26 protein-coding genes are annotated in these 22,707 nt (G+C 65.1%); 14 read left to right on the top strand and 12 right to left on the bottom strand.

Annotated elements, in window-relative coordinates; translation table 11 throughout:
• The 4 genes from VLR48_RS19355 to argB all read left to right on the top strand — a co-directional run.
• A partial coding sequence (locus VLR48_RS19355) for a phosphopantothenoylcysteine decarboxylase (RefSeq protein ID WP_325293348.1) occupies nt 1-557 on the top strand: 557 nt, incomplete at its 5' end.
• Nucleotides 541-999, top strand: coding sequence for a dUTP diphosphatase (gene dut / locus VLR48_RS19360; RefSeq protein ID WP_325293349.1), 459 nt, complete (start codon nt 541-543; stop codon nt 997-999). The genes VLR48_RS19355 and dut, both read left to right, overlap by 17 nt.
• Nucleotides 1,000-1,012: 13 nt before the next feature.
• A complete protein-coding gene (locus VLR48_RS19365; RefSeq protein ID WP_325293350.1) occupies nt 1,013-2,404 on the top strand; it encodes a phosphomannomutase/phosphoglucomutase in 1,392 nt (463 codons plus the stop codon).
• A 38-nt stretch (nt 2,405-2,442) separates the two neighbouring features.
• Entirely contained in the window at nt 2,443-3,339 is an 897-nt protein-coding gene (gene argB, locus VLR48_RS19370; protein WP_325293351.1) for an acetylglutamate kinase, read from the top strand.
• A 12-nt stretch (nt 3,340-3,351) separates the two neighbouring features.
• Here the strand turns inward: argB and pyrE are convergent, their stop codons facing one another.
• Nucleotides 3,352-3,993, bottom strand: coding sequence for an orotate phosphoribosyltransferase (gene pyrE, locus VLR48_RS19375; RefSeq protein WP_325293352.1), 642 nt, complete (start codon nt 3,991-3,993; stop codon nt 3,352-3,354).
• Between the two features lie 78 nt (nt 3,994-4,071).
• Here pyrE and VLR48_RS19380 point away from each other — a divergent pair, with 78 nt between their 5' ends.
• Nucleotides 4,072-4,758, top strand: coding sequence for a sulfite exporter TauE/SafE family protein (locus VLR48_RS19380; RefSeq protein ID WP_325293353.1), 687 nt, complete (start codon nt 4,072-4,074; stop codon nt 4,756-4,758).
• Between the two features lie 187 nt (nt 4,759-4,945).
• Here VLR48_RS19380 and VLR48_RS19385 read toward each other — a convergent pair whose 3' ends face one another.
• The 8 genes from VLR48_RS19385 to VLR48_RS19420 all read right to left on the bottom strand — a co-directional run bounded on the left by VLR48_RS19385 (nt 4,946) and on the right by VLR48_RS19420 (nt 10,646).
• On the bottom strand, nt 4,946-5,389 hold the full coding sequence (locus VLR48_RS19385; protein ID WP_325293354.1) for a DUF4426 domain-containing protein: 444 nt from the start codon (nt 5,387-5,389) through the stop codon (nt 4,946-4,948).
• A 197-nt stretch (nt 5,390-5,586) separates the two neighbouring features.
• Nucleotides 5,587-5,874, bottom strand: coding sequence for a DUF167 family protein (locus tag VLR48_RS19390; protein WP_325293355.1), 288 nt, complete (start codon nt 5,872-5,874; stop codon nt 5,587-5,589).
• 41 nt (nt 5,875-5,915) lie between these two features.
• Nucleotides 5,916-6,491, bottom strand: a complete 576-nt coding sequence (locus VLR48_RS19395) for a YggT family protein (RefSeq protein WP_325293356.1) — start codon at nt 6,489-6,491, stop codon at nt 5,916-5,918.
• The gene (gene proC / locus VLR48_RS19400) at nt 6,488-7,318 is read right to left on the bottom strand and encodes a pyrroline-5-carboxylate reductase (RefSeq protein ID WP_325293357.1); all 831 of its coding nucleotides are present in this window, start codon (nt 7,316-7,318) and stop codon (nt 6,488-6,490) included. Before proC ends, VLR48_RS19395 begins: the two co-directional genes overlap by 4 nt.
• Nucleotides 7,319-7,534: 216 nt before the next feature.
• Nucleotides 7,535-8,257 carry a YggS family pyridoxal phosphate-dependent enzyme gene (locus VLR48_RS19405; protein WP_325293358.1) on the bottom strand — a complete coding sequence of 241 codons (723 nt, stop codon included), beginning with the start codon at nt 8,255-8,257 and terminating at the stop codon, nt 7,535-7,537.
• Between the two features lie 12 nt (nt 8,258-8,269).
• Entirely contained in the window at nt 8,270-8,893 is a 624-nt protein-coding gene (rdgB, locus tag VLR48_RS19410) for an RdgB/HAM1 family non-canonical purine NTP pyrophosphatase (protein WP_325293359.1), read from the bottom strand.
• Nucleotides 8,894-8,933: 40 nt separating this feature from the next.
• Nucleotides 8,934-9,653: a ribonuclease PH gene (gene rph, locus VLR48_RS19415; protein WP_093029899.1), complete on the bottom strand. Its 720-nt coding sequence runs from the start codon at nt 9,651-9,653 to the stop codon at nt 8,934-8,936.
• Between the two features lie 72 nt (nt 9,654-9,725).
• Nucleotides 9,726-10,646, bottom strand: coding sequence for a serine/threonine-protein kinase (locus VLR48_RS19420; RefSeq protein ID WP_325293360.1), 921 nt, complete (start codon nt 10,644-10,646; stop codon nt 9,726-9,728).
• A gap of 397 nt (nt 10,647-11,043) precedes the next feature.
• Here VLR48_RS19420 and VLR48_RS19425 point away from each other — a divergent pair, with 397 nt between their 5' ends.
• Nucleotides 11,044-11,910: a YicC/YloC family endoribonuclease gene (locus VLR48_RS19425; RefSeq protein WP_325293361.1), complete on the top strand. Its 867-nt coding sequence runs from the start codon at nt 11,044-11,046 to the stop codon at nt 11,908-11,910.
• A gap of 46 nt (nt 11,911-11,956) precedes the next feature.
• Here VLR48_RS19425 and VLR48_RS19430 read toward each other — a convergent pair whose 3' ends face one another.
• Both VLR48_RS19430 and VLR48_RS19435 read right to left on the bottom strand, forming a co-directional pair.
• Entirely contained in the window at nt 11,957-12,820 is an 864-nt protein-coding gene (locus tag VLR48_RS19430; RefSeq protein ID WP_325293362.1) for a bile acid:sodium symporter family protein, read from the bottom strand.
• A 17-nt stretch (nt 12,821-12,837) separates the two neighbouring features.
• On the bottom strand, nt 12,838-14,511 hold the full coding sequence (locus tag VLR48_RS19435; RefSeq protein ID WP_325293363.1) for a sigma 54-interacting transcriptional regulator: 1,674 nt from the start codon (nt 14,509-14,511) through the stop codon (nt 12,838-12,840).
• Between the two features lie 243 nt (nt 14,512-14,754).
• Here VLR48_RS19435 and VLR48_RS19440 point away from each other — a divergent pair, with 243 nt between their 5' ends.
• From VLR48_RS19440 to VLR48_RS19455, 4 genes are all read left to right on the top strand, one after another.
• Nucleotides 14,755-15,051 (top strand): hypothetical protein, encoded by a 297-nt coding sequence (locus VLR48_RS19440; RefSeq protein WP_325293364.1) that lies wholly within the window; start codon nt 14,755-14,757, stop codon nt 15,049-15,051.
• 43 nt (nt 15,052-15,094) lie between these two features.
• A complete protein-coding gene (locus VLR48_RS19445; protein WP_325293365.1) occupies nt 15,095-16,726 on the top strand; it encodes an arylsulfatase in 1,632 nt (543 codons plus the stop codon).
• A gap of 233 nt (nt 16,727-16,959) precedes the next feature.
• Nucleotides 16,960-17,754, top strand: coding sequence for a hypothetical protein (locus VLR48_RS19450; RefSeq protein WP_325293366.1), 795 nt, complete (start codon nt 16,960-16,962; stop codon nt 17,752-17,754).
• Nucleotides 17,755-18,023: 269 nt separating this feature from the next.
• A complete protein-coding gene (locus VLR48_RS19455; RefSeq protein ID WP_325293367.1) occupies nt 18,024-18,224 on the top strand; it encodes a hypothetical protein in 201 nt (66 codons plus the stop codon).
• 238 nt (nt 18,225-18,462) lie between these two features.
• On the opposite strand, the gene VLR48_RS19460 is transcribed toward VLR48_RS19455, so the two are convergent.
• Entirely contained in the window at nt 18,463-18,966 is a 504-nt protein-coding gene (locus VLR48_RS19460) for a rhodanese-like domain-containing protein (RefSeq protein ID WP_325293368.1), read from the bottom strand.
• 213 nt (nt 18,967-19,179) lie between these two features.
• Here VLR48_RS19460 and VLR48_RS19465 point away from each other — a divergent pair, with 213 nt between their 5' ends.
• From VLR48_RS19465 to VLR48_RS19480, 4 genes are all read left to right on the top strand, one after another.
• Nucleotides 19,180-20,040 (top strand): CHAP domain-containing protein, encoded by an 861-nt coding sequence (locus tag VLR48_RS19465; RefSeq protein WP_325293369.1) that lies wholly within the window; start codon nt 19,180-19,182, stop codon nt 20,038-20,040.
• A gap of 212 nt (nt 20,041-20,252) precedes the next feature.
• A complete protein-coding gene (gene gmk / locus VLR48_RS19470; protein WP_325293370.1) occupies nt 20,253-20,864 on the top strand; it encodes a guanylate kinase in 612 nt (203 codons plus the stop codon).
• 211 nt (nt 20,865-21,075) lie between these two features.
• Nucleotides 21,076-21,378 (top strand): DNA-directed RNA polymerase subunit omega, encoded by a 303-nt coding sequence (rpoZ, locus tag VLR48_RS19475; protein WP_007193609.1) that lies wholly within the window; start codon nt 21,076-21,078, stop codon nt 21,376-21,378.
• 87 nt (nt 21,379-21,465) lie between these two features.
• On the top strand, nt 21,466-22,707 hold a 1,242-nt coding region (locus VLR48_RS19480), incomplete at its 3' end, for a RelA/SpoT family protein (protein WP_325293371.1).

A 22,707-nucleotide genomic window follows, 5' to 3' on the forward strand; every position in this document is an offset into this window, starting at 1 on the left:
TGGCGGCTGCGCTGACCGATCTGGGTGCCCGCGTGGTCCTGGTCAGCGGCCCGAGCGCCTTGGCGCCGCCCGTCGTCGCCGAGCTGGTCAGGGTCGAGACGGCCCTGGAGATGCATGCCGCCGTGACGGCGCGCAGCCGCGACTGCGACATCTTCGTCGCCACCGCGGCGGTGGCGGACTACCGGCCCGCCGAGCCTGCGGACAGCAAGATCAAGAAGTCCGCCGAGGCGCTGGAGATCCGGCTGGTGCGCAACCCGGATATCCTGGCCGAGGTTGCGGCCCAGCCGAAGCCGCCCTTTACCTTGGGCTTCGCGGCCGAGACGAATGATGTCGAGCAGTACGCCCGCGGCAAGCTCAAGGACAAGCGGCTGGACATGATCGCGGCGAATCAGGTCGGGGGCGACTCGGGCGGCTTCGAGCGCGACGAGAATGCACTCTTGGTGCTCTGGAACGGGGGGCAGCGCGCGCTGCCCATGATGTCTAAGGTCGAGCTCGCGCGCGAGCTGGCCATGCTCCTCGCGGAACGCTATGCCGAACGCCATGCTGCACCCTCTTGAGGTCAAGATCCTGGACCCGCGCCTGGGCCGCGATTTTCCCTTGCCGGCCTATGCTACCGAAGGCTCGGCCGGGCTCGATCTGCGTGCCATGCTCCAAGCCCCGCTCGACCTTGCGCCCGGCGCGGCCGAGCTGCTTCCGACCGGCATGGCCGTCCACATTGCCGAGCGCAACGTCGCGGGTCTCATCCTGCCGCGCTCGGGTCTCGGCCATCGCCACGGCATCGTGCTCGGCAATCTGGTCGGGCTGATCGACTCGGACTATCAGGGACCGCTCATGGTCTCCTGCTGGAACCGCGGGACGGCGCCCTTCCGGATCGAGATCGGCGAGCGGATCGCCCAGCTCGTATTGGTTCCGGTCCTGCAGGCCGAGTTGAGGATCGTCGATGACTTCGACGCGTCCGCGCGCGGCAGCGGCGGTTTCGGACACACGGGCCAGCACTGACGCGCCGTTGCCCATGGCCGAGGTCACAGAAGCTCCGCCGCCCGAGATCTTCCGCGCCTACGACATCCGCGGCATCCTCGACCACCAGCTGACACCCGAGATCATGCAGGTGATCGGCCGCGCCATCGGGAGCGAGGCGACGGCGCGCGGCGATCGCACGGTCATGGTCGGACGTGACTGCCGCCCATCCAGTCCAACCTTGGCCGGAGCCCTGATCGCCGGGATCCGCGCCGCCGGGGTCGATGTCGTCGATCTCGGCATCGCCCCGACGCCCCTGGTCTATTTCGCCTGCTGCGAGGCCGGTCCCCTCGCCGGGGCGATCGTCACCGCCAGCCACAACCCGCCCGATTACAACGGGGTCAAGGTCGTCTTCGGCGGCGTGAGCGCGGATGCGGCGACGATTCGGGACCTGCGGCGACGCATCCTGGAGGGCGACCTGACCAACGGGGCCGGTGGTCTTGTGGAGCGCGATATCTCCCAGCGCTACCGCGAGCGCATCGTCCGCGACATCCGCCTCGCCCGGCCCATGCGGGTTGTGCTGGACTGCGGCAACGCCACCGTTTCGGCGCTCGCGCCGGCCGTTTTTCGCGCGCTCGGTTGCGAGGTGATCGTGCTCGACTGCGACCCGGCCGCCGGGATGGGCGAGCGGGTTCCGGACCCGGCCCGCCCCGAGTGTCTCCGGGCACTCTCGGAGCGGGTGGTCGAGGAGGGGGCCGATCTGGGTCTCGGCTTCGACGGCGACGGCGATCGCTTGGGCGTGATCGATGCGGCGGGCGGCTTCATCGCGGCCGACCGGGTCCTCATGTGTCTCGCCGTCGACGTCCTGGCCCGGCATCCGGGGAGCGAGGTTGTCTTCGACGTCAAATGCACCGGGCATCTCGCCGAGGTGATCCGTCGCGCGGGCGGTCGCCCGGTGCCGTGGCGCTCGGGTCACGCACCGCTGAAGGCCCGACTGCGCGTATCCGACGCGCAGCTTGCCGGCGAGCTCAGCGGGCACATCATGCTCAAGGAGCGCTGGCTCGGCTTCGACGACGCACTCTATGCCGGGGCTCGGCTCCTGGAGGTCCTGTCGCGCGATGCGCGCCCGACGGACGCGATCTTCCGCGCCTTTCCCGGCGGCCTCGCTACACCCGAGCTGCCCTTGCCGTTGCCCGAGGGCGATGCCGAGCGGATCATGGCGCGGGTGATTCTGCTGGCCGATCGCATCGAGGATTTGACGGTGCAGACCATCGATGGTCTGCGGCTCGACGGTCCGGCCGCCTGGGGCCTGGTGCGCGCCTCGAACACCTTGCCCAAGCTGATCTTTCGCTTCGAAGGCGACGACCCGGCTGCGCTTCGGGCGATGCAGGAGCGGTTTCGTCTGCTCATGGCCGAGGCCGCGCCCGGGCTCGCGCTGCCCTTCTGACCTAATCCGACCCATTCCAACCCGAGCAACACCAAGCCATGTCCATCCTCAACGAACGTGCCCACACCATCGCCCATGTCCTGATCGAGGCGCTGCCTTATATCCGGCGCTTCCGCGGGAAGACCATCGTGATCAAATACGGCGGCAACGCCATGGTGGACGAGACCCTGAAGCAGGGCTTCGCGCGCGATGTCGTCCTCATGAAGATGGTCGGGATCAACCCGGTGATCGTCCACGGCGGCGGGCCGCAGATCGGTTCTCTCCTCAAACGTCTCGGCAAGGTCAGCGAGTTCGTGCAGGGGATGCGGGTCACGGATGCCGAGACCATGGACGTGGTCGAGATGGTCCTCGGCGGACTGGTGAACAAAGAGATCGTCAACTTCATCAATCGGCACGGAGGCTCGGCGGTCGGTTTGACCGGCAAGGACGGCGACTTGATCCGGGCACGCAAACTTCTTCTGAGACGCGATGCTCCCGAGCTGACCGAGCCCGAGATCATCGATATCGGTCATGTCGGCGAGGTCGAGAGCGTGGATGCCGCCGTCGTTCACATGCTGGTCAAAGGCGATTTCATCCCGGTCATCGCGCCGATCGGGGTCGGCGAAGACGGTCGCTCCTATAATATCAATGCCGATCTGGTCGCGGGCAAGATCGCCGAGGTGCTGAAGGCCGAGAAGCTCCTGCTCCTGACCAATACGACCGGTCTGCTCGATGCCGAAGGCAACCTGATCGCCGAGTTGGATGTCGGCCGAGTCCACGCCCTGATCAAAGATGGCGTGATCGCGGGCGGTATGCTGCCGAAGGTGCAGTGCGCACTCGATGCGGTGCACGGCGGTGTGAAGTCCGCGCACATCATCGACGGGCGGGTGGAGCATGCGGTCATGCTGGATCTCTTTACGGACGAAGGCGTCGGGACCCTCATCCGCAGCCGCTGAGCGGGGAAACGCCTAGACCCCGTAGCGAGCCCGATAAGCGCGCACGGCCTCGGCGAAGGTGTCGAGCTGCGGCTCTTCTTCGAGGTAGACGATCAGGTCGTTCAGGCTGACGATGCTGTAGACCGGGATGCCGAAGGTCGCGGTGACCTCGGCGACGGCCGAGCGTCCGTCCTGGCCTTGCTCCTGCCGATCAAGTGCGATCACCACGCCCGCCGGCTCGGCCCCGGCATCGCGGATGATCTGTACCGATTCACGCACCGAGGTGCCCGCGGTGATGACGTCGTCGATGATGAGGATACGCCCGGCCAAAGGACTGCCGACGATCAGACCGCCCTCGCCGTGATCTTTGACCTCCTTGCGATTGAAGGCGTAGGCCGTGTCGCGGCCGGATTGCGCGGCGAGCGCTATGCTGGTCGCCGCCGCCAGCGGGATGCCCTTGTAGGCCGGCCCGAAGAGCACGTCGAAGGCCGGGGCGGCATCCAGGATGCAGCGGGCGTAGGCGCTCCCGAGCCGGGATAGGCGCTCGCCCGTGTTGAAGAGCCCGGCGTTGAAGAAGTAGGGACTCTGGCGTCCGGACTTGAGCGTGAAGTCGCCGAAGCGCAATGCGCCGATCTCGGCGGCGAAGGCCAGGAATTCGTGTTGGTAATCTTTCATACGGGGTTCCTTTCGAACCGGTGAGCTGATTGCTGAAAACCGACCGCTAACTGCTCTCTATCGGACGAGGCACCGCGCATGATGACGACCCCGTTTGGAATCTACCTCACCGCCTTTCTGGTCGGCCTGCTGGGCGGAGTCCATTGTCTGTCCATGTGCGGCGGCCTGGTGGGCTCTTTGACTTTGGGTCTGGATCCGCGGATCCGTCGCGACCCCTGGCTGATGCTGCCCTATCAGGTGACCTACAACCTGGCGCGCATCGCCGGCTACGCCACCGCGGGTGCGCTGTTCGGCGGACTCGGCGCCCTGCTGCTTCAGCTCGACGCCTTTCAGGTCATGCAGCGTGTTCTTTACGGCTTCGCCGGGGTCGTGATGATCCTGCTCGGGCTCTATCTCGGCGGCTGGTGGCGTCTGATCGCCGTGGTCGAGCGCGCGGGAGCCGTGCTTTGGAGGCGTCTTGAACCACTGGGTCGACGCGTCCTGCCGGTCCGCAATCCCATGCAGGCTGCGGCACTGGGCTACCTCTGGGCCTGGATCCCCTGCGGTCTCGTCTACAGCGTCCTCATCACGGCGGTTGCCACCGGAAGCGTCCTGGACGGGGCGCTCGTCATGCTGGCCTTCGGCGCCGGAACGCTCCCGAACCTGCTCGGCATCGGCCTGCTGGCGGGCGCCGCGGCACGGATCTCCGAGCGCGCATGGGTCAAGCAAGTCGCCGGGCTTCTGGTCATCGGCTTCGGCCTCTACGCCCTCTGGCAGCTCCGTTAAATCGCGCTCTTCAGTGATATCCCCCGTTATCAGATGGATCGGGGTCGTGCGCACCGGGAACGCCGGAGCTAGCGCGATTTAAGTATTTAAAAAATTTATTATCTTAAACCGCGTCAGCTGAAAGGTCTGTTGGCGGCCACATGCGTTCGACTCAAGCTGAACCTCGCCTGTTGCAAGAAGACGCGGTTTAATCGGTGAAGAACTGCTGCTGCAGCTCGATCGCCGTGGGTTGGCCACCGGGCGGGGTCACCTGGATCTGGAAATCTACGATCTGGAGATCTGCAATCGGAAACTGGCCGACATAGGACACGCCATCCCCGACGCGGATCTCGCGCATGGGGATCATGCCCGCGGGGCCGTCGCCGGTGCGTGCGGTGGCCTCGACCTGCGCCGGTACGTTTTCACGCGTCCCGTCCGGGTGCGGCTTGACGACCGAGACAGTCAGCACGCCGTTGAGCTTGCTGCGCTGGATCCGGTAGAGATTCGCGATCTCGGGGTTGAGCGTCTCGGCCGTCATGGCGTTGGCGTAGATGCTGTAGTCGCCTGCCGTGATCGGGCCTTCGGCCCAAGCACTTTGGGCGGCGAGCAAACCGGCGGCAATCACAATTCCAAGGGACCGTTCAATGATCATGGTAAACCTCGTTCGGCGGATAAGATGAACCGCGTCCGTTGCGAGATGCGTTCTCGACACGTGGGCTCGGACGCACATGAATCAACGACCGTTCCAGTAGACGCGGTTCAGAAGTTGAGAAAAATCTCTAAACCACGCCAGCGCCGCGGCGACAGATTTGCTGCAGCACCGAGCATCCGGTGCGACAAGGCATGTCACTACGAGCGCGGTTCAACCGGGATCGGGAAGCTCCGCGGCGCCTGAATCCGCAGACGCTTGTGTCGCGACTGCTCGCCGCCGATGACGGACACCTTGGACGGCGCGACGCCGAAGGCATCGGCGATGAATTTCCGCAGCGCCAGATTGCCCTTGCCCTCGACCGGGGGTGCCTTGATGGCGACCCGATAGTGATCGACCTCCGGCCCGATGAAGGCGTCCTTGGGTGCGCGCGGCTTTACGCGCAGCGTCAGCTCCAAGTCCTCGCCGTCCCATCGATACCAGAACACGGCATCCAAGCTGCTTGCCGGCGCCGTGCTCGAGCGCGGCTTCAGAACGGGCTGCCGACCAGCCACTTCAGCGGCGGGATCAGCAGCATCTCGAGCAGAATCAAACCGATGATCACCGCCATGGGCGAGAGGTCGATCCCGCCGATGGGCTGAATCATCCGCTGCGCCGGGCGCATGATCGGATCCGTGAGGCGTGTCAGCAGTGCGACAGCCGGGTTGTAAGGATCCGGATTGACCCAGCTCAGGATGACCCGAATCAGGATCCCGAACAAAAAGATGTTGATGAAGAGCTCGACGACCGCGGGTACGGCCCACCCGAAGGCGCCGAACCAAGGTGCGTTCAGCCCCAGCACCGCCACGAGCAGCCCCAGCTCGACGGACTTGAGCAGCCAGGCCAGCACCAAGGCGGCCAGATCCATGCCCGCATAGCCGGGAATCACCTGACGCAGAGGGCGCAGCACGGGCGAGGTCAGCTTGACCACGAACTGCGAGATCGGGTTGTAGAAATCGGCCCGCGCCCATTGCAGCAGGAAGCGGATCGCCACCAGGGTGATATAGAGCCCGAACAGGGTCTGGATCAGGAAGACGGCCGGGTTGGTCAGATAGGACGCGCTCATGCTTGCTCCGATAGGCTCCGTGAGATCTCGACCGCACGATCATGTGCGGCGTGCGCGGCGCGCTTCATCAGTGCGTGCAGATCGGCCTTGAGCAGGTGCTCGAGCGCACGTTCGGTCGTGCCGCCGGGCGAGGTGACACGCTCGCGCAGCTGTCCGGGCGTATCCTCGCTCTCCACCGCCATCTTGGCCGCGCCCAGTGCGGTCTGGATGGTCAGGAGCCGGGCGGTCTCGGCGTCCAGCCCGAGCGAGATGCCGGCCTCCTCCAGCGCCTCCATGAAGAGGAAAAAGTAGGCCGGACCGCTCCCCGAGAGTGCGGTCACCGCGTCGATCTGGGCCTCGGTCTCGACCCAGCGGGTCAGGCCGACGGCGCGCAGAATGGTCTCGGCACGGTTACGGCCCTCCTCGCCGACCTCCGGATTGGCATGCAGCCCGATGGCGCCCGTCTGCACCATCGCGGGTGTGTTGGGCATGGCCCGCACGATCGCCAGGGTGCCCCCGAGCCAGCGCTGAATCGCCTGCTCGGGGACGCCTGCCATGATGGAGAGCACGAGCGGGGCACGTGCCGACGCGGCATCGGCGATCTCGGAGCAGACCTGCGCTGCGAGCTGCGGTTTGACGCAGAGCACCAGTGTATCGGCCTCGGCCAGTGCCTCCCGATTGTCGTCGAAGACCCGCACCCCGTAGCGGGTTTGCAGCATCTCGCGACGATCCGGGTTGGGGTCGGCCACCTGGAGCGAGTCCGGCGCATAGCCGTCGGCAACGAGGCCGGCGATCAGGCTGGTGGCCATGTTGCCGCCACCGATAAAGGCAATCCTGGTTGTCGTCATGTCGAGCCCTACAAGAGATCGGAGGTTAAACCGCGCCCGGTGCGGTATGCGTCGTTTCTTGGATTCGCTTGGCCGCGCCGGCTCCGATCATTGTCGGAGTCGGCGCGGTTTAAGGTATTAAAAAATAAACGATTCTAAACCGCGTCCACGCTAAGGGCCGTGGATGCACCAAACGTCGAACGCACGCGAAAGTAATCATCTCGCTCTGGACGCGGTTTAGCCGGCATTATACGGCCGCGGCCCGAAGACTGCCGTCCCCACCCGAACCAGGGTTGCGCCTTCGAGGATCGCCGCCTCCAGGTCGTCGGACATGCCCATCGACAGACAGTCGAGCGGGCGGCTCGGGGTGGCCAGCCGATCGCGCAGGAGACGCAGGGCGCGAAAGGGCGCGCGCTGAGCCTCTTCGTCTTCGGCGGGTGCCGGGAGCGTCATGAGTCCGCGAACATCCAAGCCGGGCAGGGCCTCGCAGGCGGCAATCAGGGCCGCGACCGCGTCCGGCTCCACACCGCCTTTGGATACCTCGTCGCTGACGTTGACCTGGATGCAGACCTTGAGCGGGGGCAGGCCGCTCGGACGTTGCTCGCTCAGGCGACGGGCGTGGACCGGATCTGACAGACCGTGGACCCAACCGAAGTGGGCCGCGATCTGGCGGGTCTTGTTGGCCTGGATCCGGCCGATGAAGTGCCACTCGATATCCGTCAGATCGGCGAGCAGTGCGATCTTTTCGATCGCCTCCTGGACATAGCTCTCGCCGAATGCCCGTTGACCGGCCGTATAGGCCGCATGGACGGACTCGGCGCCGTGGGTCTTGCTCACGGCGAGCAGCGCGACGCTGTCAGGCGGGCGCTGCGCGCGCTCGGCCGCCGCGCGGATGCGGTCCTGCACCTCGCCCAGACGTGTCTGGATGCCGTCGTCGCCGATCGCCCCGAGCGTTTCCATCGTCCGGTCCCGTCAGAGGTCGGCGCCCGCCGACTCCAACAGGGCCTGCAGCGCACGCAGGGCCTGACCCCGGTGGCTCAGGCGGTTCTTGGTCTCCGGGTCCAGCTCCGCGGAGCTGCACCCGTGCGTCGGCACCCAGAAGATCGGGTCATACCCGAAGCCGTGCTCCCCGCGCGGGGCGGTCAGGATCGAGCCCTCCCAGGTGCCCTGGCAGATGAGCGGTGTCGGGTCGGCAGGATGGCGCAGATAGACCAGAACACACTGGAATCGCGCGGTGCGTTTGGACTCTTCCACCCCCTCCAAGTCGGCCAGCAGCTTTTGCAGATTGGCCGTATCGGATGCCCCGGGACCGGCGTAGCGCGCGGAATAGATGCCGGGCGCACCGGCGAGTGCGTCCACTTCCAGGCCGGAATCGTCGGCAAGGGCCGGAAGATCGCTGTAGCGTGCGGCGTGGCGTGCCTTGAGGATGGCGTTCTCCACGAAGGTCAGCCCGGTCTCGGCGACCTCCGGCACGGCAAAATCGCCTTGAGGAACCGCCTTGATGCGGGCGCTCAGCAGCAGTTGGTTGATCTCTCGGGCCTTTCCGGGGTTGTTGCTGGCGAGGACGAGGGCCTCGCCGGCGTGCGGGATACTCATGCCTTTCTCCTTGTCTGCTGATCGGGTGCGAGCACCCCTGTCATGCGCCTTCCAGTGCGGCGCGCTGAGCGGTCTGGATCTCGCGAATACCGGCGGCCCCGATCGCGATGAGTGCGTCGAGCTCGGCGCGGCTGAAGGGCACGCCCTCGGCGGTCCCCTGCACCTCGACAAAGCGGCCTTCGCCGTCCATCACCAGATTCATGTCGGTCTCTGCCGTCGCGTCCTCGGCGTAATCCAGGTCGAGAACGGCCACACCCTGCACGATGCCGACGGAGACGGCGGCGATCTGCGTGTGCAACGGATCGGTCGTGATCTCTCCGCGCGCCAGAAGCCCGTCGATCGCGTCGCGCAAGGCGACCCAGGCGCCGGTGATGGAGGCTGTGCGGGTCCCCCCGTCGGCTTGCAGGACATCGCAGTCGAGCGTGATCGAGCGCTCGCCGAGTGCGTTTAGATCCATCGCCGCGCGCAGCGACCGACCGATCAGGCGCTGGATCTCGAGCGTGCGGCCGCCCTGTTTGCCTCGAGCCGCCTCGCGCGGACTGCGCGTATCGGTCGCGCGCGGGAGCATCCCGTATTCGGCGGTCACCCAGCCCTTGCCCTGACCCTTCAGGAAGGGCGGAACCTGCGACTCGACGCTCGCCGTGCAGAGCACGCGCGTCTCGCCGAACTCGACCAATACGGAGCCTTCCGCGTGGCGGGTGAAGCCGCGGGTCAGGCGAATCGGGCGCAGCTCGTCGGGGCGGCGTCCGGAGGGTCGCACAGAGGCGTTTGCAGAGGTGTCTGTCATAGCGATGCTCGATCTCGAAACCGGAAAGGGTGTGGCGTGGCGGGACTATTCGGATGCGCTCGACGGTATGCCCGCAACCCTGTCCGGGCTCCGGGCCACCTCCTCGAGCACCGCCGCGAGGAGCTCTCCGGCATCCTGTGGACGGTCGCCGACCTCCAGCGACATCGACCAATCGACCAGCCTGAGCAGGGGGAAAGGATACCGGGTTTTAAGCTCCACCGTAGCCGGAATCAGGGTGTCCTCCTGCTTGCGTGCGGGTGCGGGGGGCGGGGTGCGCCCTTCAATGCAGGCGCGGATGCTGGCTCCGACCGCGTAGACATCGGTCCAGGGTCCGATGTGACCGTCGCGTATGTACTGTTCGATCGGGGAATAACCGGCCGTGATGACCTGTCCGCCGCGCGCGCGTCCCTTCGCCAAGGGGTGTACGGCACCGAGGTCGAGCAGCATGGGCCGATTGCCGTGTCGCAGATGGATGTTGCCGGGTTTTACGTCCAGATGGACCATGGAGCGTCGATGCAGCAGCGACAAGGCATCCAGAACGGGGATGAAGACATCGAGGATGAAGGTCGTACTGAGTCCGCCGCGACGGTCCGCGACATAGGCTCCCAGGTTGCGTCCCCGCTCGTTGGGCATGACCAGATAGCCCGTATCGTTGGCGAGAAAGAAATCCAACACCCGAACGATCGAGGGATGTTTCAGCGCGGCAAGGGCCTTGGCCTCCTGAAAGAACAACTTGCGTCCTTGATGAAGATTCTCGGCAAGCTGCGGCTCGCTCGCCATCACGCGCCTGGCGCTGTCGCGCCGCGCGATCTTCTTGGGCATGTATTCCTTGATGACGACCTCTTCGCCCGAGTCCTCGTCGTAGGCGAGGTAGATGAGACTGAACCCGCCCTGCGCGATGGTCTTCACGACCCGGTACGGCCCCAGCAAGGTGCCGGCGGGAAGGCTGTCTCGGGCGACGGCCATGATGGTCTCTGTCGGTCTCCGTTCGATGTTCGGCGGCACGCAGCCGGCCGCGGGGGCGTCAGCCGCCCGGGACGGAATCCTGCGCCCGCGCGCGAAACAAGGCAATCGATCGACGGGCAGGGGCGGTCGATTCCCGACGGGATCCCGCCCGGGCTCGCCCGGAGCCCGGCAGACTCCGAACAAGGCGCACGCGCAACCCGACGCGCTCGGACCGGGACTGACGGGCGGCATCGTGCGTTTCTCCGTTGCGTCGGACAGGTCGACCCGGATAATGGAACCCCCGACTCCGAACCCATGCAGAGGGTTGCGCACTCGGTCTCGCTGCCGCTCGATGCGCCCGAGCGCCGACGCCCACATCGTCACCCCCACACCACCCCATCACCCAAGGGACGACCCCATGATCAAAAGTATGACGGCCTTCGCGCGCGAGTTGCGCTCCGGCGATTTCGGCGAGCTGACGTGGGAGCTGCGGGCCGTCAACCACCGCTATCTCGAACCGCACCTGCGGTTGCCCGAGGAGCTGCGCGCGCTGGAAACCAGCGTGCGCACCCGCCTGTCCGCCCGTGTCCAACGCGGCAAGCTCGACTGCAACCTGCGCTACGTCCCGGCCGTCGGACTCACCGGAAGTCTGCGGGTCAACCGGGCCTTCGTCGAGCAGCTCCTGGCGGCAGGACAAGAGGTCGGCGCCATCATCGGCCGCGGTGTCGAGCCCTCGCCCTTCGAGCTGCTGCGCTGGCCCGGCGTGCTCCAAGAGCAGGACCGCGATCTGGACGAGGTGACGGCCGCCGCGCTGGATCTGCTCGAAACCGCCATCGACACCCTCCTCGCGACCCGCGAGCGCGAGGGCGAGCGTCTCGAGCGACTGCTGGTCGATCGCTGCGATCGCCTGCAGGAGAGCGTGGTGCGCGTGCGTGCCCGGATGCCCGAGGTGATGACGAGCGTGCGCCGACGCCTCGCCGATCGCCTCGCCGAGCTGCGCGCCGAGCTGGATCCCGCGCGCTTGGAGCAGGAGATCGCCCTGGTCGCGGCACGACTGGATGTGGACGAGGAGATGGATCGTCTCGAGGCCCACGTCGCCGAGGTCCGGGACGTGCTCAAACGCCGCGAGCCGGTCGGGCGCCGCCTGGATTTTCTCATGCAGGAGCTCAACCGCGAGGCCAACACCCTCGGCTCCAAGTCCGCCGATGTCGAGGTCACCCGCGAGGCGGTCGAGATGAAGGTCCTGATCGAGCAGATGCGCGAGCAGGTGCAGAATCTGGAATGACGGGGCGTTTCCGCGTGCTTCTCAGGGGGCGCAGAACAAGAGACCGTCAAGCGAGAGTCTTGTTTGGATCTCCGGCCAAATGCGAGCGTATCGCGATCAAGATCAAGACGATGGGCAGCTCGATCAGGAAGACCAGGGTCGCGAACAGCACCAGCTTGACCTGACCCATGATCAGGGCGCCCATGATGGCGACCAATCCGAGATTGCGGGTGCTGAATTCGATCAGCAGCGTGAAGCGGTCCTCGCTCGAAAGGCGCGCCACCCACCCCACGATGAAGCCAGCCGCCATCGTGATGATGCAGAAGGGCAGGGCGGTCGGAAGGGCCGCGCGTACAGCCGCCGTTAGACCCTCGCGCTGGTCGATCAGAATGATGCCTACCAGGCAGGCAAGGCCGACGAGACTCAAGATCCGCAAGGGTTGACGTGCTGCGGCGACACCGGCCGGCCTCCACGCGCGCAAGGCCATGCCGAGCGTCAAGGGAAGGAGCATCATCAGAGTCAGCTGACCGATCATGCGACCCGCCGGAATCACGAGACGATGCGATTCCTGGAGGAACAGCGCCAATCCGGCGGCGGTCAGAGCAGGCATGGTCCCCAAGGCGAGGAGGGTGGACAAGGCGGTCAGGGTGACCGACAGGGCGACGTTGCCCCTGCCGAGATAGCTGTAGAGGTTGGAGATAGCCCCGCCCGGGCTCGCGGCGAGCAGGATCATCCCGGCGACGATCCAGGGCTCCGGCCGTGCTGCCCAAATCAGCAGGGCGGCACATGCGGGAAGCAGCAGGAGCTGGCCCAAGGTGGCGATGCCGACCGCTCGCGGATAGATCAGAACCCGGCGAAAATCACCCGGGACGAGCTCTAGCCCAACGACCAGCATCAGCAGCCAGACGAGCGCCGGGATCGCGAGGTCCAAGATCGGTGCCCCGCCGGTCACGTAAGGCGGCGCCCGGAACGACTTCTCCCTTCGTGTGACGTGGCGGGCCGCAGGATACCCAGCTTCAGCATCCTCGAGCGCAGCGTGTTGGGATTAATCCCCAAGCGCTCCGCGGCATTGCCCGTACCATTGATGCGCCAGCCGCAGCGCTCGCACACCGCCAGGATGTGGTCGCGCTCCACTTGCTGCAGCGTGCGGTTGTCGTCCGCAGTCCCGGGACTCGGCGCCGCGCCCTGCATGGGCCTCACCCCGTGGGCGCCGGGGAGGCGTTCGACCGACAGGGTCGAGCCCGACGAGAGGATGAGGGAGCGCTCGACGATGTTCTCCAGCTCCCGCACGTTGCCCGGCCAATCGTAAGCCATCAAATCGGCGACGGCATGATCCGGGATGCGGGTCACCTGGCGGCCCAGTTTGGCCCGGAGCTTCTCGACAAAATAGGCCGCAAGCAGGGCGATGTCCTCTCGGCGCTCGCGCAGCGGCGGCAGCGTGATGGGGAAGACGCCGAGACGATAGTAGAGGTCGGCACGGAAGGTTCCTTCTCGCGACATGGTCTCGAGATCACGATTGGTCGAAGCAATCAACCGAGCGTCACTGTGCCGCGTCGTCGTCGAGCCCAGCCGTTCGAACTCGCCGCTCTGCAAGACACGCAGGAGCTTCGCCTGCAGCTCCAGGGGCAGCTCGCCGATCTCGTCCAGAACCAAGGTGCCGCCGTCGGCAACCTCGAAACGGCCGACCTTGCGGGCGATGGCGCCGGTGAACCCGCCCTTCTCGTGGCCGAACAGCTCGCTCTCGATGAGTGTGGCCGGCAAGGCCGCGCAATTGACCCGGATAAGTGGGCGCTCGGCCCTGCGGCTGCGTTTGTGGATAGCGGTCGCGATCAAGTCCTTGCCGGTGCCGGTCTCGCCCAGCACCAGGACCGTGCTGTCGGTGGGGGCGACTTGCTCCAACCGAAGCAGTACCCGCTTCAGGGCCGGGCTTTCCCCGACCAGCTCGTCGAATTCGCGGCAATGCAGCACCTCTTCTCGCCACACCGCGTTCTCCGCTTCCACCCGCTCGCGCAGCGCCAGGTTCTCTGCGAGCGCGGCCTTGAGCTCCACCTCTTTGCGCCTTCGCAGCATTGCATTTGCAAAGACCCCGGCGAGCAGGCGCAGGCGTCGGACTTCGGGCTCGGTCCAGACGTGTGTCCGGCGGATTGCCCCGAACGACAGCCAGCCGAGCGGGCCGCCGGTCGCCGACAGCGGAAAGGTGGCCATGGAGCGAAGCCCGAGTTTGCTCAGGGCCGACGCGTCGGCGGCCGCCTCGGGCGGAAGGTCGGTAATCCGGTTAAAGACCACTGCGCTGCCGGAGCGCATCCGCGGGGCCAGATAGGGAAAGCGGGACTCGGCAATCGGCGATGGCACCGGCTCGATGCCCGGCACCGCCCAGGAGTGCGTCGTCATGAGCTGTCCGGAGTTGTGTTCATAACGGCCTAGCGTGCTGCGGTCGACCCCGAGGAATTGCACGATACGTCGCAGGGCATCCACGATCAGGTCGTCAAGTGCCTCCGGCTCCACGTTGACGAACGACGCCGTCAGATCTGCGAGGAGATCTTCGAAGCCGGTCGCGTTGCTCGGGGCATCCGGCGAAGTATCGGCATCTCGATCGCGATTTGCTGCGGGAGGGATAGACATCACTGATAAAGATGCTTCGGATGTACCGTAAGTGTACCCGCATTTTCCCGAACCACGGTATTTCGAAATTGACGAGATTTCGTGAGAGAAACCACTGCATGTCGTCGCTCTCGGCAACGAGAAACCTCCTTGTCTCCGAATGCTCGGTCGTTAAGATCCTGAAATTACTAATTGATTCAGTATCTTGATGAAATGTCGAGTCATCGTCTCAGGATTGGATCGGATTCTGCTCTATCACACGACATGACCTTTCGGATTACACGTCTGGATGCCCCGGGGGGAACCCTCGTCAAGGTCGACGGTTGGCTGGAGGCCGACGGTATCGCGGAGCTGGAGCGCGTTTGCGTCGAGCCGTCGGCGGGGCTGCTGACCGTGGATCTCGCCGATTTGCGACAGGCGGACGCATCTGCACTGGACCTCCTGAGACGGGCTGCGGCGCGAGGAGCACGCCTTGTGAATTGCTCGCCCTACCTTGCGCTGTTGCTCGGCGAACCGGCGGATCCGACCGGTCATGATGAGGATCAAGACAAGAACTCGTGAGAGATCCGAAAAAACACCTACTGATTTCGAGGAGGCTGGAAAAATGATTCAGTTGATATCCAAAGAACAGGACCGTCGCGGTGCTTGTTCCCCGGGTCGCATGGGCGCATCGCTGGGGCTGGCTTTGCTCGCCCTCGGCGGCAGCCTGGCCCTGGTTGCGCCGGTCTCTGCCGAGGACGCGGCGAAACCTAATGTTGTCGTTATCTGGGGCGACGACATCGGCGTGCACAATATCAGCGCCTACAACCACGGCGTCATGGGCTACGAAACGCCCAACATCGACCGTATTGCCAACGAAGGCGGGATGTTTACGCACTATTACGCCCAGCAGAGCTGCACGGCCGGGCGTGCCGCCTTCATACTCGGGCAGCACCCCTTCCGCACGGGCCTTCTCACCATCGGTATGCCCGGCTCCGAGCATGGCATCCCCGACTGGGCGCCGACCCTGGGCGACCTGTTGAAGGACAAGGGGTACGCCACCGGTCAGTTCGGCAAGAACCACCTCGGCGACCGCGATAAGCACCTGCCGACCGTCCACGGTTTCGACGAGTTCTACGGCAACCTCTACCACCTCAACGCCGAAGAGGAGCCCGAGACTTACCACTACCCGAAGGATCCCGAGTTCCACAAGCGCTTCGGGCCGCGCGGTGTGCTTCACTCGTTTGCCGATGGCCGCATCGAAGACACCGGCCCGCTCACCCGCGAGCGCATGGAAACCGCCGACGATGTCATCGTCGGCAAGGCACTGGATTTCATCGATCGCGCCCACGCGGACGACAAACCCTTCTTTACCTGGATCACCACCACCCGCATGCACGTCTGGACCCGCCTGAAGCCCGAATCCGAGGGAAGGACCGGCGTGGGCATCTACCCCGACGGTATGGTCGAGCACGACGAGCATGTGGGTCAGATCCTGAAGAAGCTCGAAGACTTGGGCGTGTTGGACAACACGATCGTGATCTACTCCACCGACAACGGCGCCGAGACCGTGACCTGGCCCGACGGCGGCATTACGCCGTTTTACGGGGAGAAGGGCACGACGTGGGAAGGCGGTATGCGGGTCCCCGCCATGGTTCGCTGGCCCGGCACTGTAAAGCCCGGTACCAAGTTCAATGAGCTGATGTCCCACGAGGACTGGATCCCGACCCTGATGGCCGCGGTCGGCGAGCCGGACCTGGTGGACGAGATGAAACAGGGGTATTCGGCAAACGGCAAGGACTGGCGTGTGCACCTCGACGGCCACAACTTCCTGCCGTTCTTCAAGGGCGAGGCGGAGGAAAGTCCACGCAAATCGTTTCTGTATTTCGGCCAAGGCGGCGAGCTGAATGCCGTCCGCTACGGTCCGTGGAAGGTCAACTTTGCGGGTGTCGACGGCAATATCGCGCTCGGAGTCCGTAAAGCGACCAATTGGCCTTTGATCGTGAACCTTCATGAAGATCCCTACGAGATGATGCCGCATCACTCCTTGATGTACGTGCGCTGGTACGCCGACAACATGTGGGTCATGGTTCCGATGCAGGAGGTCATCAAAAACTTCTTCATGACCATCCCGGACTACCCGTTCCAGCCGGGTTCCAGTCTCTCCGCAGGCAATATCGGCTACCAAACCCTCGAGAAGGTTGGGGCGATGGAGTCGCTGAAGCAGCTCGAGGCATTGACCCGACCTGGCAACTAAATCGCCACTGGTTGCCGATTCGCTATCGAGAGGCGGGACGGGGCGCGAACGCGCCTCGTCCTTATCCTGCCTCGTATCTCGATCGGAGAAGAAAAAACGCGAGCTTTACACGGTGAACCCGATCGCAGTGTTGACACGCGGGGCATGCAATTCGCCGAAAAATCCACGCGTGCTCGGTATAACTGCCGGGCAGCCGCATCCGGCATCTCAAGCGCACAAAGAGGGACAGGATTATGATCAGACGCGCTGACGCCAAGGTGTACGCGATGGGATCCGTGGTGGCCTTGCCGGCTCTCTTGGTCGCACCGCTCGGGAGTCTCGCTGCCGACGCGAGCGGTGATTGGCACTATGGGGCGACGCTCTACCTATGGGGCGCCGGTATTCAGGGCGAAACGGCCAGCGGAGCCGAGGTCGACGTCGGCTTCGACACGCTCATCAGCAATCTCGATATGGCCTTCATGGGCGCCTTCGAGGCGCGCCGCGATCGCTGGTCCTTCGGGGCGGATCTGGTCTACCTCGACGTCCGTGCAAACGAGAGCGGGGAGGTCCCTGTCCGTCTGGCGTCGGGTGCGACCGGCAACGTGAATGTCGCGGCGGGCGTGGCGACAACGGGATGGGTTTTCAACCTGAGCGGTGCATTCAATCTTGTTCGCACCGAACGCGCGAACCTCGACCTGATTCTGGGGGCGCGTTACCTGGATCTGGAGCTTGACTTTGACCTCGATCTTGCAGCCGCTCAATACGCAGTAACATCCGGGATCATCGCCACGCAGGTGACTTGGGATGGTGTCGTGGGTGTCAAGGGCCGAGTGCTCCTGGATGAACCTTGGTATTTGCCGTATTACTTCGACGTCGGAGCCGGTGAGTCCGATTTGACCTGGCAGGTCGCAAGTGGTCTGGGCTACGCGTTTGACTGGGGAGACGTCACCCTGCTCTATCGCCATATTGGCTGGGAATTCGGCTCCGATTCCGCATTGGACAACATTGCTTTCAGTGGGCCTCTGCTGGGCGGAACCTGGAGATTCTGAGGCTCGGTATCCAGGTTGAATTTCGTGCGCGCCCAATCGCCTGTTTTCAGGCAATCATTCGGATCCCACCATATGCGATACAAGACGACCATCTTAGCGATTTTGCTGTTCGTTTGGGTCGCGACGGCTTCGGCGGAGCCTGACCCCCTGCCGTCTCGGAGGGATGGGCCGGCGAAAGAGTCCATTACCGCGTTTGTGACCGATGTCACCAGCGCCACATCGGTCGCCGCCCGATTCTGGCCTTCGGCAACTCGGACGGTGATCTGCAGATGCTGCAGTGGACCACCGCGGGGCCCGGCCCAAGACTCGGGCTGATCCTCCATCACACCGACGGGGAACGTGAGTACGCACACGACAGGGAGAGCCACATCGGCAAGCTCGATACCGCACTGGATCTTGCCCCCGAGAACGACTGGGTTGTGGTGTCCATGAAGGACGCCTGGTCGCGAGTATTCTCCCGGGCGCCCTGATGTGCGAGAGGGCGGCGTCCTCTTCGGGCGGCATCGTCGGCGACAGCCTGATCGGCTTCGGAGTGTGTGCTCCGGGCGGCGGTATCCTCACGGCCGCCATCATGCGCGACGACGACGATGAGAACGGCCGGCTCTACTGCGGCGGGCGCGGCTTTCAGGGTGCCCCGAGCGACCGGAGTCAGCCCAACGAAGAAGGTTCGATCGTGGCTCGCTCCGCTCGCACGATCGAACCCCGAGATTACTTGTTGGACAACTCCTCGGTGGGAGGGCTATTGGCGGTCATCGGGTCGAGATAATCGATCAGCGCCTTGAACCCGCCTTCCTGGATGAAGACCTGATCGAAACCGATATGGCGCAACGCCGTGCCCGCTGCGGCGGCCCGAATCCCGGATTTGCAGATAACCACGACCGTGCGATCCGTCGGAATCCGTTCAAGATTTGCGGGGAGAAAGAGTTCATTGAGCGGAATGCTCAGATTGTCCGGTAGCACGGTGCTGAACACCTTGGCCTCCGCCGGGGTGCGGACATCGATTGTGGCCACCGGCTCGCCCCGCTTGATCTTATTCATCAAGGCTTCGGACTTGATACAGTGCAGCCCCTTGCCGGCCTGTGCGCCTTGCGCCGGCGCGAAGAGTTTGGCGTAGCTGCCGGCGAGATTTGCATCGTAGGTCCAGCCCGTCGTGCCGAATCCGCTCAGAAGCACGCACGCGGTCATCAAGGCGATAGAGCGAGCTCGAGACATGGCGCACCTCCCGATGTTTTTGATCAATGCCCGTGTATAAGCATATTAAGAAAAACTAATAATTCTCGCCGCATCGAGGGTTGCACTGAGCCAAATCAACACGCACGATCATTTCCCGGAATGGCTCCAGACCCTTTGCGGTTTGTCGTGGCGAAGATCGCCCGCGCCGCGGCGGGTCGGAACCGAAACCCTTACCTGACGGCGAGAGAAGCGATGACTCCCGACGGAAATCCCGCATTCCGATACCCCGGCGCCCTCGCGCGCATCGGGCCGATCGCCGCGCTCCTGCTGTTGGCGCTCCCGATCGCACCCCTGTCGGCCGATGCCCCGCCGGCCCTGCCCGAGCTGCTGCACACTGACGGCGCCGGCCTGCCGCCACCACCGCCGGCCTTCGGACCCCTCGAATGGCCTCGCCTGATCGCCGAGAGCCGCCGTGCGTGTCAGGGTCCGTGCGAGACCCCCTTCGGCCAGGTGCTCGGGGTCGCCGACGGCGCCGCGGCCCGCTCGAATTGTGTCTCGACCTGCGTGCAGCCCGAGCGAAGCTTCCTTGATCTGGAGAGCGGCGAGATCGCGGTGTTGCGGGACTCGCCGCCCGACAGCTCGAAGCAGTATGTCGGCATCACCTACCAATGTGTCGGGTACGCGCGGCTCTGGTGGATGAAGAACCGCTCCCTGACCTTTGGCGACGTCGACACGGCCCACGACATCCTCTACCTGACCGAGGCGACCGACCCGCGCACCGGCGCGATCGTGCCGCTGGGGCGCTCGCTCAACGGCACCGCGCATCGCCCGCCCGAGCGCGGCGACCTGGTGGTGTATCTGGCCGATCGCGAGGATTCGGAGTGGCGTGCCGGACACGTCGCCGTGGTCGTCGCCGTGGACCGCGAGCAGGGCCTGGTCGCGCTGGCCGAGGAGAACTACGACAACAGGCCGTGGGAGAATCCGCAGGCCTTCGCACGACGCATCCAGATGTTCGAGATCAATGGCCGCTACACGCTGCTGGATGTCGAGCCGAACAGCCGCTCCAGTGCCGATGGCGGGCGCATCGCCGGCTGGGTGTATCGGGTGCACTGAGCATTCTGAGGCCGCCCGCGGCGGTCGCTACTCCGCGTTCGACCCGCGTGCGCGCCCGGCGCAGGCGCGATATTCTGCGGATCCTTATCCGGTGGACGGTCGCGTGCAGGCCACCAGATCGCGAGCCTCGTCTTGACCCTCGGTGTCGTGCCGAATGTCTCGGCAGCCCGGCATCGGCAGGAAAACCCCTTTTCAAACAGTCGAGCGCATCCATGAGCGAAGGCATCCTCTTTATCGTCTCGGCCCCGTCGGGCGCCGGGAAGACCTCCTTGGTCAAGGCGCTCTTGGCGCGTGATCCGGGCCTTTCGCTGTCGGTCTCCTGCACCACGCGCGCGCCCCGCGCCGGCGAGCAGGACGGCGTCCACTATCACTTCATCGATCAGGCGCGGTTTCGGCAGTCGGTCTCCGCAGGTGATTTTCTGGAGCATGCGGAGGTCTTCGGCAACCTCTACGGGACCCGCGAGGTCGACGTGCGTGCCGCGCTCGCCGCCGGGCAGGATCTGATCCTGGAGATCGACTGGCAGGGGGCGCGTCAGGTGCGCGAGCGCTTCGTCTCGGCCGTCGGGATCTTCGTCCTGCCGCCGTCGATCGATGAGCTCGAGCGTCGGTTACGCGGTCGGGGCACCGACAGCGAAGCGGTCATCGCGGATCGGATGGCGCAGGCGCGCGACGAGATGGCGCATGTCGAGGAATATGCCTATCTGGTCGTCAACGACGTGTTCGACACGGCCCTGGATGCGCTCGCGGCCATCGTCGTCGCCGAGCGGCAGCGTTGCGAGCGGCAGCGGCCGCGGCTGGGGTTCCTGCTCGATGCCCTGACCTGAAGCGGGCGCGGCGCCGCTCGCTGCTGCTTCGCCATGTATGTTAGGCTCTTAGCACAAGGCTGCCGCGTGGGCGGTCGGCTCGGAGGGGCATGAACGGCGAGCCCGTCCGCCTGCCGAAAAAGACGAGTCCTCGCACCCGCGTCCGTCGCATTCCCCGGCCCTGTGCGCCGGCGCCCCCGGATTTTCGAGACCCCGATGGAGATGATTTCGCATGGCCAGAATTACCGTTGAGGATTGCCTCAATCACGTCGACAACCGCTTCGACCTGGTGCTGCTCGCAACCAAGCGTGCCCGTCAGCTGGCGAACGGCGTCGAGCCGATCCTGCCTTGGGCCAACGACAAGCCCACCGTGATGGCGCTGCGCGAGATCGCCGCGGGCCACATTTCCACAGCGATGGTGCAGGCCGCGCAGCGCGAGATCGACGAGACCACGGCTGCCTTGGAACAGGCACTCGCCGAGGAGCTTGCCTCCGAGCTCGGCGAGGCGGAGCCCAAGGGCGATCCGCGCGAGTAGGTCGGGTATGCGGCTCGACGAGGATCGACGAACGACCGCGGTGGTTGGCCCGACATGGGCCAACGCTCCGGCCGAGCGTCCCTCGTCATGAGCCCGTTCGATGCCGGATCCATGCAAACCGCCTTCCTCCCAGCCGTAGCCCCGGCCTCCGAGCAACCGAATCAACCCTCTGCGGAGGTCTCCGACCGTGCGCCCGTGGCCCGTTATTTGATCAGCGACCTCTGCGCCTACCTCGAGACCTATCTCCCGCCCGAGCAGGTCAGCGAGTTCTATCGGGCTTATCTGTTCGGCGCCGAGGCGCACGAGGGTCAGAGTCGCAAATCAGGCGAGCCCTACATCTACCACCCGGTCGCGGTCGCGCGCATCCTCGCCGAGATGCACATGGACTATAAGTGCTTGATCGCGGCGCTGCTTCACGATGTCATCGAGGATACTCCGGTGGACAAGGCGCAGGTCGCGGAGGTCTTCGACGAAGAGATCGCGGATCTCGTCGACGGGGTGAGCAAGCTCTCGCAGATCGAGTTCGAGTCGCGCGCCGAGGCCCAGGCGGCGAGCCTGCAGAAGATGCTGCTCGCGATGACGCGCGATATCCGCGTCATCCTGATCAAGCTCGCCGATCGTCTCCACAACATGCGCACGCTCGGGTCTATGCACCCGGATGCCTGCCGACGGATCTCGCGCGAGACGCTCGACATCTTCGCCCCCATCGCCAACCGTCTCGGCATCAACCGCGTCCGGGTCGAGCTGGAAGAGCTGGGTTTCCTGCATCATTGGCCTTGGCGTCGGCATGTCATCCAGCGTGCCTTGCAGAGGACCTGCGGCGCGCGTGTCGAGATGGTGAGTACCGTGGAGGCGGCACTCAAACAGGCCCTGCACCAGGAGGACATCCACGGGGAGGTCGAGGGCCGACGCAAGCATCTCTACGGCATCTATCGCAAGATGCGCGAGAAGCGCCGAGCCTTCTCGGAGGTCGTGGACGTCTTCGCCTTCCGGGTCACGGTGGATCGGGTCGACACCTGTTATCGGGTGCTCGGGCTGGTCCACAATCTCTACAAGCCGATGCCGGGGCGCTTCAAGGACTACATCGCCATCCCCAAGGCAAACGGCTATCAGTCTCTCCACACGGTCCTCATCGGCCCGCAGGGCATCCATATCGAGATCCAGATCCGCACCGAGGACATGCAGCGCATGGCCGAGTCCGGGATCGCCGCGCACTGGCTCTACAAGAGCGGCGAGCACTCCACGGCCAATGCCACGACGTTGGCCTCGGAGTGGTTACAGAATCTGCTCGTGATGCAGCGTGCGGCCGGCAATTCGGTAGAGTTCCTC

Source organism: Thiocapsa sp. (assembly GCF_035467215.1).
Taxonomy (GTDB): domain Bacteria; phylum Pseudomonadota; class Gammaproteobacteria; order Chromatiales; family Chromatiaceae; genus Thiocapsa.

What these genes read in the sequence shown, in the direction of transcription:
- dut (WP_325293349.1), top strand. Translation starts at nt 541, where the DNA reads ATGCTGCACCCTCTTGAGGTCAAGATCCTGGACCCGCGCCTGGGCCGC.
- VLR48_RS19365 (WP_325293350.1), top strand. Translation starts at nt 1,013, where the DNA reads ATGGCCGAGGTCACAGAAGCTCCGCCGCCCGAGATCTTCCGCGCCTAC.
- argB (WP_325293351.1), top strand. Translation starts at nt 2,443, where the DNA reads ATGTCCATCCTCAACGAACGTGCCCACACCATCGCCCATGTCCTGATC.
- pyrE (WP_325293352.1), bottom strand. Translation starts at nt 3,993, where the DNA reads ATGAAAGATTACCAACACGAATTCCTGGCCTTCGCCGCCGAGATCGGC.
- VLR48_RS19380 (WP_325293353.1), top strand. Translation starts at nt 4,072, where the DNA reads ATGATGACGACCCCGTTTGGAATCTACCTCACCGCCTTTCTGGTCGGC.
- VLR48_RS19385 (WP_325293354.1), bottom strand. Translation starts at nt 5,389, where the DNA reads ATGATCATTGAACGGTCCCTTGGAATTGTGATTGCCGCCGGTTTGCTC.
- VLR48_RS19395 (WP_325293356.1), bottom strand. Translation starts at nt 6,491, where the DNA reads ATGAGCGCGTCCTATCTGACCAACCCGGCCGTCTTCCTGATCCAGACC.
- proC (WP_325293357.1), bottom strand. Translation starts at nt 7,318, where the DNA reads ATGACGACAACCAGGATTGCCTTTATCGGTGGCGGCAACATGGCCACC.
- VLR48_RS19405 (WP_325293358.1), bottom strand. Translation starts at nt 8,257, where the DNA reads ATGGAAACGCTCGGGGCGATCGGCGACGACGGCATCCAGACACGTCTG.
- rdgB (WP_325293359.1), bottom strand. Translation starts at nt 8,893, where the DNA reads ATGAGTATCCCGCACGCCGGCGAGGCCCTCGTCCTCGCCAGCAACAAC.
- VLR48_RS19420 (WP_325293360.1), bottom strand. Translation starts at nt 10,646, where the DNA reads ATGGCCGTCGCCCGAGACAGCCTTCCCGCCGGCACCTTGCTGGGGCCG.
- VLR48_RS19425 (WP_325293361.1), top strand. Translation starts at nt 11,044, where the DNA reads ATGATCAAAAGTATGACGGCCTTCGCGCGCGAGTTGCGCTCCGGCGAT.
- VLR48_RS19435 (WP_325293363.1), bottom strand. Translation starts at nt 14,511, where the DNA reads ATGTCTATCCCTCCCGCAGCAAATCGCGATCGAGATGCCGATACTTCG.
- VLR48_RS19440 (WP_325293364.1), top strand. Translation starts at nt 14,755, where the DNA reads ATGACCTTTCGGATTACACGTCTGGATGCCCCGGGGGGAACCCTCGTC.
- VLR48_RS19445 (WP_325293365.1), top strand. Translation starts at nt 15,095, where the DNA reads ATGATTCAGTTGATATCCAAAGAACAGGACCGTCGCGGTGCTTGTTCC.
- VLR48_RS19450 (WP_325293366.1), top strand. Translation starts at nt 16,960, where the DNA reads ATGATCAGACGCGCTGACGCCAAGGTGTACGCGATGGGATCCGTGGTG.
- VLR48_RS19455 (WP_325293367.1), top strand. Translation starts at nt 18,024, where the DNA reads ATGCTGCAGTGGACCACCGCGGGGCCCGGCCCAAGACTCGGGCTGATC.
- VLR48_RS19460 (WP_325293368.1), bottom strand. Translation starts at nt 18,966, where the DNA reads ATGTCTCGAGCTCGCTCTATCGCCTTGATGACCGCGTGCGTGCTTCTG.
- VLR48_RS19465 (WP_325293369.1), top strand. Translation starts at nt 19,180, where the DNA reads ATGACTCCCGACGGAAATCCCGCATTCCGATACCCCGGCGCCCTCGCG.
- gmk (WP_325293370.1), top strand. Translation starts at nt 20,253, where the DNA reads ATGAGCGAAGGCATCCTCTTTATCGTCTCGGCCCCGTCGGGCGCCGGG.
- rpoZ (WP_007193609.1), top strand. Translation starts at nt 21,076, where the DNA reads ATGGCCAGAATTACCGTTGAGGATTGCCTCAATCACGTCGACAACCGC.